This window comes from Aequorivita sp. CIP111184, from assembly GCF_900489465.1.
In the GTDB taxonomy this organism is placed as follows: domain Bacteria; phylum Bacteroidota; class Bacteroidia; order Flavobacteriales; family Flavobacteriaceae; genus Aequorivita.
The window spans coordinates 1-18,350 of sequence record NZ_UEFQ01000020.1; the positions used below are offsets into that span (position 1 = coordinate 1).

Here is an 18,350-nt window from a genome sequence, read left to right on the forward strand (position 1 = left end):
ATCCGTTACGCGGATGTTGCCCAGGTCTACGTTGCCTTCGTTGGTTACCTTGAAAGTATAAGCGATAAGATCGCCTACCTCACTGGTACACTCTCCGTTTACGATTGGATCGTAAACAGAACTCTTAACGATTGCAATCTTAGCCGATTGGCAGATTAAAACAGTTACAGTATTACTAGTAGCAGTATCAACAGCACCCAAAACTGAGTTACCATCTACCTTTGCCGTATTTACAATAGAACCTGCATTTACATCACTTTGTGTTATTATATAAGTTGCAGTATATGTCCAATCTTCACCAATATTTAAAATTCCATCACCATCATCTCCCGAAACATATACAATAGATACTACTGGGTTTGGAGCCAAAAATAATGGGTCAGTTATAACAACATTTGTAATATCTACATCACCATTGTTACTTACTACAAATTTATAATCTATAGTATTACTTTCTTCAAAAGCAATACAATCTCCTGTTGCACTTGTGCTCGATTTCACAATCGACATTGCAGCGTTTTGACAAAGATTTACTGTAACTGAATCAGAATTTAAAACTGGATATGAGCCGCCTGTTGTTTGAACTTGTCCATTTACTGTAGCAGTATTTTGAACTTGACCAATTATTATGTCTGGCTGGGTTACAGTATATGAAGCTGTATATACCCAAGTTTCTCCAGCATCCAATACACCTGGATTTATTGTGTCTCCACCAATAGGACCAGGTAAAGGGTTATTTGTTGGATCAATTAATAAATCTCTTAATTCAACATTAGTTATAGGAGCGTTTCCTGCTGGATTTGAAACATTAAATGTATAAGTTATAGCTTCTCCAGGAGCAATAGGAGTACATCCTTGCTGATTATTTGGACTTGCTATCTTTTCTAAAATAATTCCACAATTGTTTATGGTAACCAGAAAGCTATTCTCTGCGTAACAATTCGGATTAGTTCCAGTTTCAGCATAAACATAGATTGTCTGAGTTGCTGTTATTACTGTTCCCACTGCTATTGGGTTCTGTCCGCCACTACTAGCGAAGTAAGCTCCGTTGGTAAGCGCTGGTAATGTGTAGCTACCACAAGCACTAACATCCGCTGGGTCGTCAACTACTGGTGTAGCGTTGATGGTAACCAAGAAGCTGTTCTCTGCAGTACAGTTTGGCGTGGTTCCCGTTTCTGCATAAACATAAATAGTCTGTGTACTAGTAATACTTGCACCAACTGACAATGGAGTTCCTGTTCCTCCACTTCCAGTGAAATAGTTTCCGTTTGTCAAGGCAGGCAAGATATAGCCATCGCAAGCAGTAACGTCCGCTGGGTCGTCAGCTATTGGCGTGTTAAGTATTGTAAGTTTTACTGGAGTACGAGTTACACTATAACATTTACTTACAATATCATAAGATTCAGCGTAATAAGTTATTGTGCCAACAGTATTCCATGTTGGATCTTGTACTTCAGTACCATTGGTTGGCTGGTCATACCAAGTGATTGTTTGTCCATTAACCGGCGTAATAGCATCATTGGCATCCAAAGTTTGAATTGGACTTGTCTTACATTGGGTAATATCACCTGTACTTATAGGTGGTGGAATAGCTGCAGGCTGGGTTATTGTTACACTTTTTTGAACTGTACAACCATTATGATCTGTTACAGTTACATTATAAGTGCCAGCAGTTAAACCAGACTGATCTTGAGATGTTGGGTTTAATCCACTTCCGTTGTTAGTAGTCCATTCATAAGTATATGGCGTTGATCCGCCAGTAACAGTTAAATCTATAGTACCATTAGCCAGTCCAAAACATGTTACATTTTGCTTTGTATAACTTGAGTTTAGATCTGTATTTGTTAATGTAAGCTTTCGCGATGGAGAGGTACAATTCAAATTCGGGTCTGAATTTAGATAATATGCGTACCAAACACCGGGAGTTGTTACCGTTGGGTTATTTGGTAATGGACTACTTAAATCTGCATTAGCAGACCATTTTAGGATAGCACCAGCAGGAGTTGGTGATGTAACAAAAGAATTAAGCTGCACTTGTGTCGGTGTGCAATATGTCTTCTCAGTTACAGAAAGAACTGGAGCATTTGCATAACCTTCTATTGATAACCTTAAACCATCAACTAAAACAACTGATCTACCTGGATTTCCAGTTTTATAGAATACTTCAACAGTTGTAGCACTTGGCCCTGCTTTAAATGTAATACATCTATTTTCCCAATAAGGGTTAATATTTGTCCATCCACCTGGGTTTTGATTTATGCCAGTTGGTGATGTGGACAATCTTGCTGGAAAATCACTAATAGGGTGTTGAACTAAATTCGCATGCGTATAAGTTAGTGGGTCGCTAATTTGAACAGCCCCATTTCTAACACCAAATTGTAAATTTGGAACATATTCGTTTATAGCTCCTCCTTGATTGTTACTATTCACAGTATTATAACGAGGAATTACTGCAATCTCAAAACATACAGTATAAACTGTATTTGGAGTAACGTTAAGTGTTTGCCGTATAGCTTCATTTTGAAATGAAAATATAGCAAATCCCCCTCCATCAAATGTTGAAGGCTGAATAATTCCAGGATAAACAACGTTTGCATTTGTTGTAGAATATGATATATATTGTCCTTCCGACCAATCTACTGTACCGTCATCATTCCAACAGGTATATTTAGCATCAGCTTGGTATTGACCATTGGTACCACCAACAGCAGTTCGGAATGTACCTCCATCCACGTCGTCCTTTTCAAAAGACCCACATGTTATTAAATTACATGCACCTACAGTATTAGGACCTTTATTACTAGTATTAAAAGCTACTGCTTTTGATCTAGAGCGGAATGTTGCATTGTAGTCCGCAGCTTTTTTATCCAGAGCAGCATTATATTGATCCAAATACGCTTGGGTATATGGCAATATCACTTCTCCCCCATCACCATTACTTTTTACTTGAGAATATCCATTTGTACCCAAGCAAGCTATTAAAATGAGACCTATTAAAAACCTCTTATCAGAAGTAAATAATTTAGTAATTATTTTAAACATAAGTTAGAATTTTATTAATACCGATATCTTTTGACAATCCAATAATTGAATATACAATCTCAATTAAAGGTCAAATATACAGTGGAAAATCTGTTAAGGAATTACTAATAAACAAGTATTAGTTGAACTGTAAAAAATAGTCGGCAAACGACATAAATTGTATGAAAAAACAGTATTTTTTGTAGGAAAAAGACATACGTGTTAATACGTATATATACTGTTTATAAGGCTTTTGAAGATATTTTAGGTAAGAAAAAAACTAATGTCTTTTACCAAAGATAAGTATACTTACCAATATATAGCTATATAAGGCAATGTAACAAAGATGATAAATTGTTTTATAAGTAGAGAGAATTAAAAAAAATAAAGTCATAATTATTTTAGATACTCCCAGCTATATTACTCCACTAACAAACTTTATCTTTGCCCATATATATAGAAAAAAAATGTCGTTACAAAAAGAAATAAACCGGCGAAGAACTTTTGGAATCATTAGTCACCCAGATGCTGGAAAGACTACTTTAACCGAAAAATTGCTACTCTTTGGAGGGGCAATACAAGAAGCTGGTGCAGTTAAAAACAATAAAATAAAAAAAGGAGCTACCAGCGATTTTATGGAAATTGAGCGTCAACGTGGAATATCTGTGGCTACTTCAGTTTTAGCGTTTGAATATGAAGGCATAAAAATTAATATTCTCGATACTCCTGGCCACAAGGATTTTGCTGAAGATACTTTTAGAACTTTAACTGCTGTTGATAGCGTGATTGTGGTTATTGATGTGGCGAAAGGTGTTGAGGAACAAACTGAAAAATTAGTTGAAGTTTGCCGAATGCGAAACATCCCCATGATTATTTTCATCAATAAAATGGATCGTGAAGGAAAAGATGCTTTCGAATTGTTGGATGAAATCGAGCAAAAACTAAATCTACGTGTTACACCGCTAAGTTTCCCAATTGGAATGGGTTATGATTTTAAGGGAATATATAATGTTTGGGAAAAGAACGTAAACCTATTTAGTGGCGATAGCAGAAAAAATATTGAAGAAACCATTGAAATTGAAGACGTAAGCAGTCCAGAATTGCAAAAACTGATTGGCGAAAAACCTGCCAAAACGCTCCGAGAGGAACTTGAATTAGTCTATGAAGTTTATCCAGATTTTGACCGACAAGAATATTTGGACGGGAAACTTCAGCCTGTATTCTTTGGATCTGCTCTTAATAATTTTGGAGTGCGAGAGCTATTAGACTGTTTTGTTGAAATAGCCCCTACCCCACGCCCAAAGGAAAGCAGCACACGTTTGGTGAAGCCGGACGAAAAGGAATTTTCAGGTTTCGTCTTTAAAATTCATGCCAATATGGACCCAAAGCATCGTGATCGTTTGGCGTTCGTTAAAATTGTTTCCGGAACTTTTGAAAGAAACTCACCCTATCTGCATGTACGCAATGGAAAGAAATTGAAATTCTCTAGTCCGAACGCTTTCTTTGCCGAAAAGAAACAGATAGTGGACACCTCATATCCTGGCGATATAGTGGGACTTCACGACACTGGGAACTTTAAAATTGGTGATACGCTTACCGAAGGTGAAGAAATGCAATATAAAGGTGTTCCAAGCTTTTCCCCAGAACACTTTAAATACATCAACAATGCAGACCCAATGAAGAGCAAACAGCTTGAAAAGGGTATAGACCAATTGATGGATGAAGGGGTGGCTCAACTTTTTACTTTGGAGCTCAACGGAAGGAAAGTGATTGGAACTGTGGGTGCGCTCCAGTTTGAAGTTATTCAATATAGATTAGAGCACGAATACGGTGCTAAATGTAGCTATGAGAATCTGAATGTACATAAAGCCTGCTGGGTTGAAGCAAAAGATCCTAAAAGTGAAGAGTTTGCAGATTTCAAAAGAGTTAAATCCAAATTTTTGGCGAAAGATAAACGGGGACAATTGGTATTCTTTGCTGATTCATCATTCACACTTCAAATGACGCAATCAAAATATCCCAACGTTAAGTTTCACTTTGTTAGTGAGTTTGAAAAAGCTAAAAACTGAAAAATTATTTAAAATAAAAAAGCCCTGCAAATGCAGGGCTTTTTTATTTCTATGCTTCGCCTGTTGGGCCGAAGTTTAATGGAATAGGCGGTTGCTCATAATCCTTAATTTCTCCGTGGGCGTTTTCAAATCTTTTTACATTGTCATTCAAAGCCTTTAGAAATCTTTTGGCATGCTGTGGCGTCAAAATAATTCTTGACTTCACTTTGCTTTTTGGAATTCCGGGCATAATGGTTACAAAATCCACTACAAATTCAGAAACTGAATGGTTGATGATGGCCAAATTGCTATAAATGCCTTGTGCCACAGCTTCATCCAACTCAATGTTTATCTGTCCTTGCTTGGGTTGTTCTTTTTTTTGATCTGCCATTCTATATGTTAGATTTTAAATATTAGACTTGTATTTTCATTTTAAAAAATAAGCCTAAAAAGAAAAGGTGCGTTTTGGAAAACGCACCTTTTTCAATATTAATTATAATTTACTTCTTGCTTTACGCGGTTCATTTCCTCGAGCTCTTCTTTAGAACCTACAATTATAGTATCATATCTACGCATACCTGTTCCGGCTGGTATTTTATGCCCTACAATTACATTCTCTTTCAAGCCTTCCAAGGTATCAACTTTACCCGCAACAGCAGCTTCGTTCAATACTTTGGTTGTTTCCTGGAAGGAAGCCGCAGAGATGAATGATTTAGTCTGTAACGACGCTCTCGTAATACCCTGAAGTACTGGAGTAGCCGTTGCTGTAATCACATCACGTGCTTCTGCAAGTACTTTATCGTTTCTTCTCAACAAAGAGTTTTCATCACGAAGTGTACGTGGAGAAAGTATCTGACCTTCTTTCAAGTTTTCAGAATCACCGGCGTTTGTAACAACCTTCATTCCAAAAATTTTGTCGTTTTCTTCGATGAAATCATCTTTATGAGCTAATTGATCTTCAAGGAAAGTAGTATCTCCCGGATCTTGGATTCTAACCTTACGCATCATTTGACGAACAACAACTTCAAAATGCTTGTCGTTAATCTTCACCCCTTGCAGACGGTAAACCTCCTGAACTTCGTTCACAAGATATTGCTGTACTGCTGAAGGTCCTTTAATACGAAGAATGTCTTCTGGTGTAATGGAACCATCGGAAAGTGGCATACCTGCACGAACGTAATCATTTTCTTGAACTAGAATCTGGTTACTTAATTTCACCAAATACTTTTTCAATTCGCCCAATTTGGACTCAACGATAATTTCGCGATTACCACGTTTAATTTTTCCGAAAGAAACTACACCGTCAATCTCACTAACTACCGCTGGGTTTGAAGGGTTACGTGCTTCAAAAAGCTCAGTAACACGTGGAAGACCTCCCGTAATATCACCCGATTTCGCAGATTTACGTGGAATTTTTACCAGTACTTTACCAATCTTAATTTTGTCGCCATCGTCCACCATCAAGTGAGCTCCAACAGGCAAGTTATAGCTTCGTATAACTTCGTCTTTCTTCCCTAATATTTGAAGGGTTGGAATACGTTTTTTATCTCTTGATTCAGAAATTACCTTTTCCTGGAAACCAGTTTGCTCATCGATTTCAACTTGAAAGGTCATACCTTGAACAATGTTCTCGTATTTAATCTTTCCAGCAAATTCTGAAATAATTACACCGTTATATGGATCCCAAGAACAAACAATATCTCCAGCATTTAAGCTGTCGCCATCTTTCACATACAGTGTTGAACCGTAAGGAATGTTGTTGGTACTAAGTGTAATTCCTGTTTTCTTATCGGTAAGTTTAATTTCTGAAGTACGGGAGATAACAATATCAACCGTTTTTCCTTGATTGTCCTCACCTTTAACGGTTTTAAGATCTTCAATCTCAGCTTTACCATCAAATTTAACAACCAATTTATTCTCTTCGGAAATGTTACCTGCAATACCTCCCACGTGGAACGTACGAAGTGTAAGCTGAGTTCCCGGCTCACCAATTGATTGTGCTGCAACAACACCAACAGCTTCACCACGCTGAACCATTTTATTGGTAGCAAGGTTACGTCCGTAACATTGTGAACAGATTCCTTGTTTTGCCTCACACGTAAGTGCAGAACGAACTTCTACGCTTTCCAATGGAGATGCTGCAATAGCATCTGCAATTTCTTCGTAAATATGTTCGCCAGAAGCAACAAGCAATTCTTTAGTCAATGGATTAACCACATCGTTAAGTGCAGTACGCCCAACAATTCTATCGCGAAGTGTTTCAACAATCTCTTCGTTTTTCTTTAAAGCCGAAACTTCAATTCCACGAAGGGTGTAACAATCTTCTATATTAATAATAACGTCTTGTGAAACATCCACCAAACGACGTGTTAGGTAACCTGCATCTGCTGTTTTAAGAGCCGTATCCGCAAGACCTTTACGCGCACCGTGAGTAGAAATAAAGTACTCAAGAATTGAAAGACCTTCCTTAAAGTTAGAAAGAATCGGGTTTTCAATAATTTCGCCTCCACCTGAGTTTGATTTTTTAGGTTTTGCCATCAATCCACGCATACCAGTTAACTGGCGAATTTGTTCCTTAGAACCCCTCGCACCAGAATCAAGCATCATATACACAGAATTGAAACCTTGCTGATCTTCACGAATACGTTTCATAGAAAGCTCCGTAAGTTCAGCGTTGGTTGCAGTCCAAATATCAATTACTTGGTTGTAACGTTCGTTGTTTGTAATAAGACCCATGTTGTAGCTGTTGATAATACCATCCACTTGGGTGTTGGCACTGTCAATCATACTTTGTTTTTCAGCAGGGATAATAATATCACCAAGACTGAAAGACAATCCGCCTTCAAAAGCGAATTTATAACCAAGGGTTTTAATTTCATCAAGGAAAGCTGCAGTAACAGGAACTGAAGTTACCTTCAAAATTCCACCAATAATATCACGAAGTGACTTTTTAGTCAAAACTTCGTTGATGTATCCAGCAGCTTCAGGAACTTTCTCGTTAAAGATTACTCTTCCTAAAGTTGTGGTTATGATTTGTTTTACCAGTTCACGTTTATCGTTAAAGTCTGTAGTACGAATTCTTATTTCAGCATTCAAGTCTACCATCCCTTCATTGTAGGCGATAATAGCTTCTTCAGCTGAATAAAAAGTTAGTCCTTCACCTTTCACTTTTACATCTGCAGTAGACTTTCTAAGTTTGGTCATATAGTACAGACCCAAAACCATATCCTGAGAAGGAACAGCAACCGGCGAACCGTTTGCAGGGTTCAAAATGTTATGTGAAGCAAGCATCAAAAGTTGACATTCCAAAATTGCCTCTGGCCCTAATGGAAGGTGAACAGCCATCTGGTCACCATCAAAATCCGCGTTAAAAGCGGTACATACCAATGGGTGCAATTGGATTGCTTTTCCTTCAATTAATTTAGGCTGGAAAGCTTGAATACCCAATCTGTGCAAAGTTGGGGCCCGGTTAAGCATAACTGGGTGACCTTTCAATACATTTTCAAGAATATCCCAAACTACTGGCTCTTTCTTATCTATAATTTTCTTTGCAGATTTTACAGTTTTTACAATTCCTCTTTCAATCAATTTACGGATTACGAAAGGTTTGTAAAGTTCGGCAGCCATATCTTTTGGAATACCGCATTCGAACAATTTCAATTCCGGTCCAACAACGATTACCGAACGAGCCGAATAATCCACACGCTTACCAAGCAAGTTTTGACGGAAACGACCTTGTTTACCTTTTAATGAATCTGAAAGGGATTTCAACGGACGGTTGCTATCAGTTTTTACTGCGGAAGATTTACGTGTGTTATCAAACAATGAATCTACTGATTCCTGAAGCATACGTTTTTCGTTACGAAGAATAACTTCTGGAGCTTTAATCTCCATCAATCGCTTCAAACGGTTATTACGTATAATTACACGACGGTATAAATCGTTCAAATCTGAAGTTGCGAAACGGCCACCATCAAGCGGCACCAATGGACGTAATTCTGGTGGAATAACCGGAACTACTTTCATAATCATCCACTCGGCTTTGTTCTCGCGGTTTTTGTTTGAATCACGAAGTGCTTCCACAACTTGAAGACGTTTCAAGGCTTCTGTTTTACGTTGCTTTGAAGTTTCGTTGTTTGCTTTATGACGAAGGTTGTATGAAAGGGTGTCCAAATTGATTCTTTGTAAAAGATCAATTAAACACTCTGCACCCATCTTCGCGATGAATTTGTTTGGATCGCTTTCATCCAAATATTGGTTTTCCTGTGGAATTGAATCAAGAATTGCAAGATATTCCTCTTCAGTAAGGAAGTCCATTTTCTTAACGTTTTCACCACCTTCGTACTTTGCAATACCTGGCTGAATTACTACATAACGCTCGTAGTAAATTATCATATCCAATTTCTTGGAAGGCAACCCCAAAAGGTAACCAATCTTGTTTGGAAGACTACGGAAGTACCAAATGTGTGCCACAGGAACTACCAAATTGATATGCCCCACACGGTCACGACGTACTTTTTTCTCCGTTACTTCCACACCACAACGGTCACAAACAATACCTTTGTAGCGGATTCTTTTATATTTACCACAGGCACATTCGTAATCCTTTACCGGACCAAAAATGCGCTCACAGAAAAGACCGTCACGCTCTGGTTTGTGCGTACGGTAGTTTATTGTTTCGGGTTTTAAAACTTCACCACGTGATTCCGCCAAAATGGATTCAGGGGAAGCCAAACCAATAGAAATCTTGTCAAATTTCTGTACTGTGTTTTCTTTATTTCTGTTCATCATGTTGAAAAAAAATTAATTTTTTTTTGGGGTACGCAATGTACCCATTGTAGGCGCGCGATTAATCGCGCGCCTACCGGCACCGCCTTTCGGCTATTCTTCTAATCTAATGTCAAGACCCAATCCTTTCAATTCGTGCATAAGTACGTTGAAAGATTCCGGTAATCCTGGTTCTGGCATGGTTTCACCTTTTACGATTGCTTCGTAGGTTTTGGCCCTTCCAATAACATCATCAGATTTAACAGTCAATATTTCTCTAAGTGTGCTGGATGCACCGTATGCTTCCAAGGCCCAAACTTCCATCTCTCCAAAACGCTGACCACCAAATTGTGCTTTACCACCAAGAGGTTGTTGCGTAATAAGTGAGTACGGCCCGATGGAACGTGCGTGCATCTTATCATCTACCATGTGGCCCAGTTTCAGCATATAGATTATACCTACAGTTGCAGGTTGATCAAAACGCTTTCCGGTTCCACCATCAAATAGATAAGTATGTCCAAATCTTGGAATTCCAGCTTCATCAGTCAATTCATTGATCTGGTCTATGGTTGCACCGTCAAAAATTGGGGTTGCATATTTGCGACCTAATTTCTGTCCAGCCCATCCAAGAACCGTTTCATAAATCTGCCCAATGTTCATACGCGATGGCACCCCAAGTGGGTTCAACACGATGTCTACAGGAGTTCCGTCTTCTAGGAAAGGCATATCTTCCTCACGTACAATACGTGCAACAATACCTTTGTTTCCGTGACGTCCAGCCATCTTATCACCTACTTTTAGTTTACGCTTTTTAGCGATATAAACCTTAGCGAGTTTTAAGATTCCGGCTGGAAGCTCATCTCCAACAGAAATTGTAAATTTCTCACGACGTAAGTTACCTTGAAGGTCGTTTTCCTTAATTTTATAGTTGTGCATTAAATCTGCAACCAACACATTGGTTTCATCATCAGTCGTCCAAACACCTCCAGTTAAGTGGGTGTAATCGTCAACGGCGTGAAGCATTTTTAATGTGAACTTCTTCCCTTTTGGGAAAACTATTTCGCCAAGATCATTATTAACACCTTGTGCAGTTTTTCCGCCTACAATAGTGAAAAGTTTTTCAACCAAAACATCTTGAAGCGAAACAAATTTTGCTTCATATTTTGCCTCAAGTTCTGAGATGTCTTCTTTATCCTTTGCACGTTTACGTTTATCTTTTACGGCACGGGCAAACAATTTCTTTTCAATTACTACACCTGTTAAAGAAGGTGAAGCTTTAAGGGAAGCATCCTTCACATCACCTGCTTTATCACCAAAAATGGCGCGAAGTAGTTTTTCTTCTGGCGTTGGATCGCTTTCTCCTTTTGGTGTGATTTTTCCGATAAGGATATCGCCAGGTTTTACCTCGGCTCCAATACGGATCATTCCAGCTTCATCTAAATCTTTTGTAGCTTCTTCTGAAACGTTTGGAATATCGTTGGTCAATTCTTCATTACCTAATTTGGTATCTCGAACTTCCAATGAATATTCGTCAATGTGGATAGAAGTGAAAATATCTTCACGAACCACTTTTTCAGAAATCACGATTGCATCCTCAAAGTTGTAACCTTTCCAAGGCATGAAGGCAACCTTCATGTTTCGTCCAAGAGCAAGTTCTCCTTTTTCAGTAGCGTAACCTTGACAAAGCACTTGTCCTTTTTTCACTCGGTCACCTTTGCTAACAATAGGTTTCAAGTTAATAGAAGTACCTTGATTTGTTTTTCTGAATTTTACAAGTTGATATGTTTTTTCGTCAGAATCAAAACTAACCATACGTTCATTTTCGGTACGGTCATACTTAATAGTGATTTCATTTGCATCAACATATTCTACCACACCGTCTCCTTCTGCATTAATCAATACACGGCTATCTGAAGCAACTTGTCTTTCAAGACCAGTTCCTACAATTGGTGAATCTGCAATCAATAAAGGTACTGCCTGACGCATCATGTTTGACCCCATCAGTGCACGGTTTGCATCATCGTGTTCCAAGAAAGGAATCAACGATGCTGAAATAGATGCTATCTGGTTTGGCGCAACATCGGCGTAATTTAATATGGTTGGATCAACCAATGGGAAGTCACCTTCCATACGGGCAATTACTTTATCCGTATCAATTTCACCTTTATCTGTTAATGGAATGTTTGCTTGCGCGATGTGTTGATCTTCCTCTTCTTCAGCGGAAAGATAAACTGGTTCGTGCTTCAAATCGATTTTACCATCTGTAACTTTACGGTAAGGGGTTTCAATAAAACCAAGATTGTTCACTTTTGCATAAACCGCAAGTGAAGAAATCAAACCAATGTTTGGTCCTTCCGGAGTTTCAATTGGGCATAATCTTCCGTAATGTGTATAGTGAACGTCACGAACCTCGAAACCTGCTCTTTCACGTGAAAGACCACCTGGTCCAAGAGCTGAAAGACGACGCTTATGCGTAATCTCTGCCAATGGGTTGGTTTGATCCATAAATTGTGAAAGCTGGTTTGTACCAAAGAAAGAGTTGATAACAGAAGATAAAGTCTTCGCATTAATCAAATCAATAGGTGTAAACACCTCGTTGTCACGAACGTTCATACGCTCGCGGATGGTACGTGCCATACGGGCAAGACCCACACCAAACTGTTGAGACAATTGCTCACCTACAGTACGTACACGACGGTTGCTAAGGTGGTCAATATCATCAATCTCAGCTTTAGAGTTGATAAGCTCGATCAAATATTTAACTATGGTAATGATATCTTCTTTGGTAAGCACTTGCTTATCCATTGCGATATCAAGACCAAGCTTTTTGTTCATTCTATAACGACCTACTTCACCAAGATTATATCTTTGATCGCTAAAGAAAAGTTTGTGGATAATACCACGAGCAGTTTCTTCATCAGGCGGTTCAGCGTTACGGAGTTGTCTATATATATGTTCTACCGCTTCTTTTTCAGAGTTGGTAGGATCTTTTTGCAAAGTGTTGTGGATAATGGCATAATCTGCCAAAAGGTTATCCTCTTTGTGCAACAGAATGGTTTTTGAACCAGAGTCAATTACTTCATCAATGTGTTCTTTTTCAAGAACAGTATCACGATCTAAAATAATCTCATTACGCTCAATAGACACAACCTCGCCAGTATCTTCATCTACGAAATCTTCGTGCCAAGTTTTAAGCACACGGGCGGCCAGTTTACGGCCGATGTATTTTTTAAGTCCTGTTTTTGAAGCTTTCACTTCTTCCGCAAGGTCAAATATTTCAAGAATATCCTTATCCCTTTCAAAACCAATTGCACGGAAAAGTGTGGTTACAGGTAACTTTTTCTTACGGTCAATGTATGCATACATTACACTGTTAATATCTGTGGCAAACTCAATCCATGAACCTTTGAAAGGAATTACACGGGCAGAATAAAGTTTAGTTCCATTTGCGTGGAACGACTGGCCAAAGAATACACCTGGTGAACGGTGAAGTTGCGAAACAACAACACGCTCGGCCCCGTTAATGCAGAAAGTTCCGCTTGGGGTCATGTAAGGTATTGTACCAAGATAAACATCTTGCACGATAGTTTCAAAATCTTCGTGCTCGGCATCTGTACAGTACAGTTTCAACCGCGCTTTAAGAGGCACACTATAGGTTAGACCACGCTCAATACATTCCTGAATGGAATATCTTGGTGGATCTACGAAATAGTCTAAAAACTCTAAAACGAATTGGTTGCGGGTATCGGTAATCGGGAAATTTTCCAAAAAGGTTTTATATAATCCTTCTTGGCCTCTTTCTTCTGATTTGGTTTCCAACTGGAAAAAATCCTGAAAGGATTTAATCTGAATGTCCAAAAAGTCGGGATAAGCCGGCTTATTTTTTACAGAGGAAAAATTCAATCTTTCAGTTTGCGTTGCTGACATCTATGGACGGAATTTTAATTAAAATAATAATGAAAATCGTATAAAAAAGGTGTTAACCATTATATACGCAAAATGGTTTAGGTCTTTCCGTCGAAACGGAAGACCTAAACCTTAGGGTTTGGAACGTAAGGAGCTTACTTAAGCTCAACCTCAGCTCCAGCTTCTTCTAGTTGTGCTTTTAAAGCCTCAGCTTCATCTTTAGATACACCTTCTTTTATTGGAGAAGGAGCATTATCAACCAATTCTTTTGCTTCTTTAAGACCAGCACCAGTTAATTCCTTAACTAGTTTTACAACTGCAAGTTTAGAAGCACCAGCAGCTTTCAACATTACTGTGAATTCTGATTGCTCTTCTGCGGCTTCAGCAGCAGCACCTCCACCAGCGGCAACAGCAACAGCTGCAGCAGCAGGCTCAATGCCATACTCGTCTTTTAATATTGTAGCTAACTCATTAACTTCTTTTACTGTTAGGTTAACCAATTTTTCTGCGAAATCTTTCAAATCTGCCATTTCTATCGTTTTTAAAAATAATTATGTTTATGTAAATAAATTAGTGCTAAATGAAATTTTATCCTTCTCTTTCGGATAAGGTCTTAACAAGACCTGCGATTGTGTTACCACCACTTTTAAGAGCAGAAATAACATTTTTAGCAGGTGATTGTAATAACCCGATAATTTCTCCAACAAGTTCGTCTTTAGATTTAAGGTCAACCAAATTATCCAATTGATTGTCGCCAACGTAAATTGACTCTTGGATGTAGGCTCCTTTCAAAAGAGGCTTATCAGATTTTCTTCTAAATTCTTTAATTACTTTGGCTGGTGCATTACCAGTTTCAGAGAACATTAAAGAAGTGTTTCCTTTAAGTATTTCTGTTAATTCACCAAAATCCTTATCTGAACTATCCATTGCTTTTTTAAGCAATGTGTTTTTAACAACTGCCAACTGAATACCTGCCTTAAAACAAGCACGACGAAGGTTAGTTGTGCTCCCTGCATCAAGACCTGAAATGTCTGCCAAATAAATATTAGCATTATCAGACAACTGCGCAGTCAACGTTTCGATTACTTGTGATTTTTCTTCTCTTGTCATAATTTCCAGTTTTTACTGCTCAGTAAACCTTTTAGTGTCAATTTCAACACCCGGGCTCATTGTACTAGACATAAAAATACTTTTTATGTAAATACCTTTTGCCGCTTGAGGCTTCAATTTAACGAGGGTTGTTAATAATTCTCTTGCGTTTCCTGCAATTTTATCAGCATCAAAAGACGCTTTCCCGATTGCTGCATGTACAATACCAGTTTTGTCAACTTTAAAGTCAATTTTACCAGCTTTTACATCTGAAACTGCTTTAGCAACGTCCATAGTTACGGTACCTGTTTTTGGGTTTGGCATTAGACCTCGAGGACCTAATATACGTCCTAAGGGACCCAATTTACCCATTACACTTGGCATAGTTACAATTACGTCAACATCTGTCCATCCTCCTTTAATTTTGTCGAGGTACTCATCAAGACCTACGTAGTCTGCTCCTGCTTCCTTGGCTTCGGCCTCCTTGTCTGGAGTTACCAATGCCAATACTTTTACGTCTTTACCTGTTCCGTGCGGAAGGGTAACAACGCCTCTAACCATTTGATTCGCTTTACGTGGATCCACGTTAAGACGTATCGCTAGGTCAACGGAAGCATCAAACTTTACGCTGGTGATTTCTTTTATTAAAGCAGAAGCTTCAGCTACGGTATAGGTTCTATCCTCTACCTTAAGTTTAGCTTCCTTTTGCTTTTTAGTTAATTGTGCCATTTTATAGTTTCTTTTTCAGATTAAAAAGGTGCGTCACCTTTTACTTTAACTCCCATAGAACGTGCAGTACCAGCTACCATTTTCATAGCAGACTCTACGGTAAATGCATTAAGATCGGGCATTTTATCTTCCGCGATCGTTTTAATTTGGTCCCAAGAGATAGTGGCTATTTTTTTTGCGTGTGGTTCACCGGAGCCTTTTTTTGCTTTAGCAGCTTCAAGTATTTGTACTGCAGCGGGTGGGGTTTTAATAACAAAATCAAAAGACTTGTCTTTAAATACCGTGATCGCTACTGGCAATACTTTACCTTGCTTATCTTGAGTTCTAGCATTAAATTGCTTACAGAACTCCATGATGTTAACACCGGCAGCACCAAGAGCAGGTCCAACTGGTGGTGATGGGTTAGCAGCACCTCCACGAACTTGCAACTTAACTACTTTACTGATTTCTTTTGCCATTTCTAATTTTTAATGCGGCCCTTCAAAAGTGGAAGCCTTTGAAAAAACCTATTAAGCGTAACAATTAAACTTTTTCTACTTGCATATAACTCAATTCTAATGGTGTTTTTCTTCCGAATATTTTCACCATTACCTCAAGCTTGCGTTTTTCTTCATTTATTTTTTCTACGGTACCGTTAAATCCATTAAACGGACCATCTATAACTTTTACTGTTTCGCCAATTATAAAAGGTATATTAACATTATCGTCTTTCACTGAAAGCTCATCTACCTTACCTAGCATTCTATTTACTTCAGATTGTCTAAGTGGCACAGGATCTCCTCCTTTAACTTCACCTAAAAACCCAATAACACCGTTAATGGATTTTATAATGTGTGGAATTTCACCACCTAAGTTTGCTTGTATCATTATGTAACCTGGAAAGTAAACACGTTCTTTGTTTACTTTTTTTCCGTTACGGATCTGTATTACTTTTTCAGTGGGTACGAGCACCTGATCAATATAATCCTCAAGCTCCAATCGTTTTATCTCAGTTTCGATATACGATTTGATCTTATTTTCCTGTCCACTTACTGAACGGACTACATACCACTTTTTTGTACTTGTTGTTTCGGTCATTTCTTACGATTTGATCCAGATGAAATATTGATCTACAACCCAATGGAATACTGTATCTACTCCCCAAACTGCCAAAGCTAACAATACAGAAAAAACCGCTACAATAACGGTAAGCTTCTGCGCCTCTACCCAAGTAGGCCATGTAACGTGGTTCTTAAGTTCTTTATACGATTCTGAAATATAATTTACCATTTTGTCGCAGTATTAATTTTGAATATTTCTGAAAATTCTTGACTTGTGCTAAGCATTTCAGAAAAATATTTTTTTTGCACGGGTTGGGAGACTCGAACTCACGACACCTGGTTTTGGAGACCAGTGCTCTACCAACTGAGCTAAACCCGTTTATTTAGGATTAGCAACATTAACTCAAGTACGCTAAACCCGTTATAAAAGCCAAGGTATCCCGAAGTAAATTCGGGACACCCAGTGCTTTTAATTATATTATAATTAGTCTAAAATCTCAGTTACCTGACCTGCACCAACAGTACGCCCACCTTCACGAATAGCGAAACGAAGACCTACGTTCATTGCAATTGCTTGAAGCAACTCAACATGGATAGTTAAGTTATCACCAGGCATAACCATTTCAACACCATCAGGAAGCATAATTGTTCCAGTTACGTCAGTAGTACGAACGTAAAATTGTGGACGGTAATTGTTATGGAATGGTGTATGACGACCACCTTCTTCTTTTTTAAGGATATAAACCTCAGCTTTAAACTTAGCGTGTGGTGTTACAGATCCTGGCTTAGTGATTACCATACCTCTAGAGATTTGTGATTTTTCAATACCTCTCAAAAGGATACCTGCATTATCTCCAGCCTCTCCTCTATCAAGGATTTGACGGAACATTTCAATACCTGTAATAGTTGAAGTTAATTTTTCTGCACCCATACCGATGATCTCTACAGGATCTCCAGTTTTTGCGATACCAGTTTCAATACGACCTGTAGCAACAGTTCCACGACCAGTAATAGAGAACACATCTTCAATAGGCATTAGGAATGGCTTGTCAACTTCACGAGTTGGCTCTTCAATCCAGTTATCAACAGCTTCCATCAATTCCAAAACTGTATTAACCCATTTTTCTTCACCGTTAAGTGCGCCAAGCGCTGAACCTTGAATTACAGGTCCGTTATCACCATCATATTCATAAAAGCTAAGAAGGTCACGAATTTCCATCTCAACTAATTCTAATAACTCCTCATCATCTACCATATCTACTTTATTCATAAATACAACGATACGTGGAATACCTACCTGACGACCTAGAAGGATGTGCTCACGAGTTTGTGGCATTGGTCCGTCTGTTGCAGCAACCACAAGAATAGCACCATCCATTTGGGCAGCACCAGTTACCATGTTTTTTACGTAATCCGCGTGACCAGGACAGTCAACGTGCGCATAGTGACGGTTAGCTGTTTGGTACTCTACGTGCGAAGAGTTGATTGTTATACCTCTTTCTTTTTCCTCTGGCGCGTTGTCAATCTGATCGAATGAACGTGCTTCAGAATATCCAGCATCCGCCATTACTTTAGTAATTGCAGCTGTTAAAGTTGTTTTACCGTGATCTACGTGTCCAATTGTACCAACATTTAAGTGTGGTTTTGAACGATCGAATGTTGCTTTTGCCATTTTGTATTTATTTTAATCTTAGTTATAATATATTAGTGTTACTTGTAATCAAATCCGAGTCATGAAGGCCCCGACTTT

At 38.5% G+C, this 18,350-nt stretch carries 11 protein-coding genes, 1 tRNA gene and 1 pseudogene; 1 reads left to right on the plus strand and 12 read right to left on the minus strand.

Translation table 11 applies throughout. The features are described from left to right. Window positions 1-3,042: pseudogene (locus tag AEQU1_RS08650) on the minus strand (SprB repeat-containing protein); the annotation flags it as partial. A gap of 446 nt (window positions 3,043-3,488) precedes the next feature. Between AEQU1_RS08650 and AEQU1_RS08655 the strand changes: the two are divergent. Next, window positions 3,489-5,090 (plus strand): peptide chain release factor 3, encoded by a 1,602-nt coding sequence (locus AEQU1_RS08655; RefSeq protein ID WP_111880427.1) that lies wholly within the window; start codon window positions 3,489-3,491, stop codon window positions 5,088-5,090. Between the two features lie 49 nt (window positions 5,091-5,139). On the opposite strand, the gene AEQU1_RS08660 is transcribed toward AEQU1_RS08655, so the two are convergent. From AEQU1_RS08660 to tuf, 11 genes are all read right to left on the minus strand, one after another. Beyond that, window positions 5,140-5,460: a DUF3467 domain-containing protein gene (locus tag AEQU1_RS08660; RefSeq protein WP_068761376.1), complete on the minus strand. Its 321-nt coding sequence runs from the start codon at window positions 5,458-5,460 to the stop codon at window positions 5,140-5,142. Window positions 5,461-5,558: 98 nt separating this feature from the next. Beyond that, window positions 5,559-9,857, minus strand: a complete 4,299-nt coding sequence (gene rpoC / locus AEQU1_RS08665; protein WP_181566745.1) for a DNA-directed RNA polymerase subunit beta' — start codon at window positions 9,855-9,857, stop codon at window positions 5,559-5,561. 93 nt (window positions 9,858-9,950) lie between these two features. Then, window positions 9,951-13,763, minus strand: a complete 3,813-nt coding sequence (rpoB, locus tag AEQU1_RS08670) for a DNA-directed RNA polymerase subunit beta (RefSeq protein WP_111880430.1) — start codon at window positions 13,761-13,763, stop codon at window positions 9,951-9,953. A gap of 134 nt (window positions 13,764-13,897) precedes the next feature. Beyond that, window positions 13,898-14,272 carry a 50S ribosomal protein L7/L12 gene (rplL, locus tag AEQU1_RS08675; protein WP_111880431.1) on the minus strand — a complete coding sequence of 125 codons (375 nt, stop codon included), beginning with the start codon at window positions 14,270-14,272 and terminating at the stop codon, window positions 13,898-13,900. Window positions 14,273-14,330: 58 nt separating this feature from the next. Next, on the minus strand, window positions 14,331-14,852 hold the full coding sequence (gene rplJ, locus AEQU1_RS08680) for a 50S ribosomal protein L10 (protein WP_111880433.1): 522 nt from the start codon (window positions 14,850-14,852) through the stop codon (window positions 14,331-14,333). Window positions 14,853-14,864: 12 nt separating this feature from the next. Next, window positions 14,865-15,560, minus strand: coding sequence for a 50S ribosomal protein L1 (rplA, locus tag AEQU1_RS08685; protein WP_111880434.1), 696 nt, complete (start codon window positions 15,558-15,560; stop codon window positions 14,865-14,867). A 20-nt stretch (window positions 15,561-15,580) separates the two neighbouring features. Continuing rightward, window positions 15,581-16,018 (minus strand): 50S ribosomal protein L11, encoded by a 438-nt coding sequence (gene rplK, locus AEQU1_RS08690; protein ID WP_111880436.1) that lies wholly within the window; start codon window positions 16,016-16,018, stop codon window positions 15,581-15,583. 64 nt (window positions 16,019-16,082) lie between these two features. Beyond that, the gene (nusG, locus tag AEQU1_RS08695) at window positions 16,083-16,637 is read right to left on the minus strand and encodes a transcription termination/antitermination protein NusG (RefSeq protein ID WP_111880438.1); all 555 of its coding nucleotides are present in this window, start codon (window positions 16,635-16,637) and stop codon (window positions 16,083-16,085) included. Window positions 16,638-16,640: 3 nt separating this feature from the next. Beyond that, entirely contained in the window at window positions 16,641-16,829 is a 189-nt protein-coding gene (gene secE, locus AEQU1_RS08700) for a preprotein translocase subunit SecE (RefSeq protein ID WP_111880439.1), read from the minus strand. Between the two features lie 77 nt (window positions 16,830-16,906). Further along, window positions 16,907-16,979, minus strand: a tRNA-Trp gene (locus AEQU1_RS08705). A 105-nt stretch (window positions 16,980-17,084) separates the two neighbouring features. Then, window positions 17,085-18,272, minus strand: a complete 1,188-nt coding sequence (gene tuf, locus AEQU1_RS08710) for an elongation factor Tu (RefSeq protein ID WP_111880441.1) — start codon at window positions 18,270-18,272, stop codon at window positions 17,085-17,087. Window positions 18,273-18,350 lie beyond the last annotated feature (78 nt).

What these genes read in the sequence shown, in the direction of transcription:
- AEQU1_RS08660 (WP_068761376.1), bottom strand. Translation starts at nt 5,460, where the DNA reads ATGGCAGATCAAAAAAAAGAACAACCCAAGCAAGGACAGATAAACATT.
- rpoB (WP_111880430.1), bottom strand. Translation starts at nt 13,763, where the DNA reads ATGTCAGCAACGCAAACTGAAAGATTGAATTTTTCCTCTGTAAAAAAT.
- rpoC (WP_181566745.1), bottom strand. Translation starts at nt 9,857, where the DNA reads ATGAACAGAAATAAAGAAAACACAGTACAGAAATTTGACAAGATTTCT.
- AEQU1_RS08655 (WP_111880427.1), top strand. Translation starts at nt 3,489, where the DNA reads ATGTCGTTACAAAAAGAAATAAACCGGCGAAGAACTTTTGGAATCATT.
- rplA (WP_111880434.1), bottom strand. Translation starts at nt 15,560, where the DNA reads ATGGCACAATTAACTAAAAAGCAAAAGGAAGCTAAACTTAAGGTAGAG.
- tuf (WP_111880441.1), bottom strand. Translation starts at nt 18,272, where the DNA reads ATGGCAAAAGCAACATTCGATCGTTCAAAACCACACTTAAATGTTGGT.
- rplK (WP_111880436.1), bottom strand. Translation starts at nt 16,018, where the DNA reads ATGGCAAAAGAAATCAGTAAAGTAGTTAAGTTGCAAGTTCGTGGAGGT.
- secE (WP_111880439.1), bottom strand. Translation starts at nt 16,829, where the DNA reads ATGGTAAATTATATTTCAGAATCGTATAAAGAACTTAAGAACCACGTT.
- nusG (WP_111880438.1), bottom strand. Translation starts at nt 16,637, where the DNA reads ATGACCGAAACAACAAGTACAAAAAAGTGGTATGTAGTCCGTTCAGTA.
- rplL (WP_111880431.1), bottom strand. Translation starts at nt 14,272, where the DNA reads ATGGCAGATTTGAAAGATTTCGCAGAAAAATTGGTTAACCTAACAGTA.
- rplJ (WP_111880433.1), bottom strand. Translation starts at nt 14,852, where the DNA reads ATGACAAGAGAAGAAAAATCACAAGTAATCGAAACGTTGACTGCGCAG.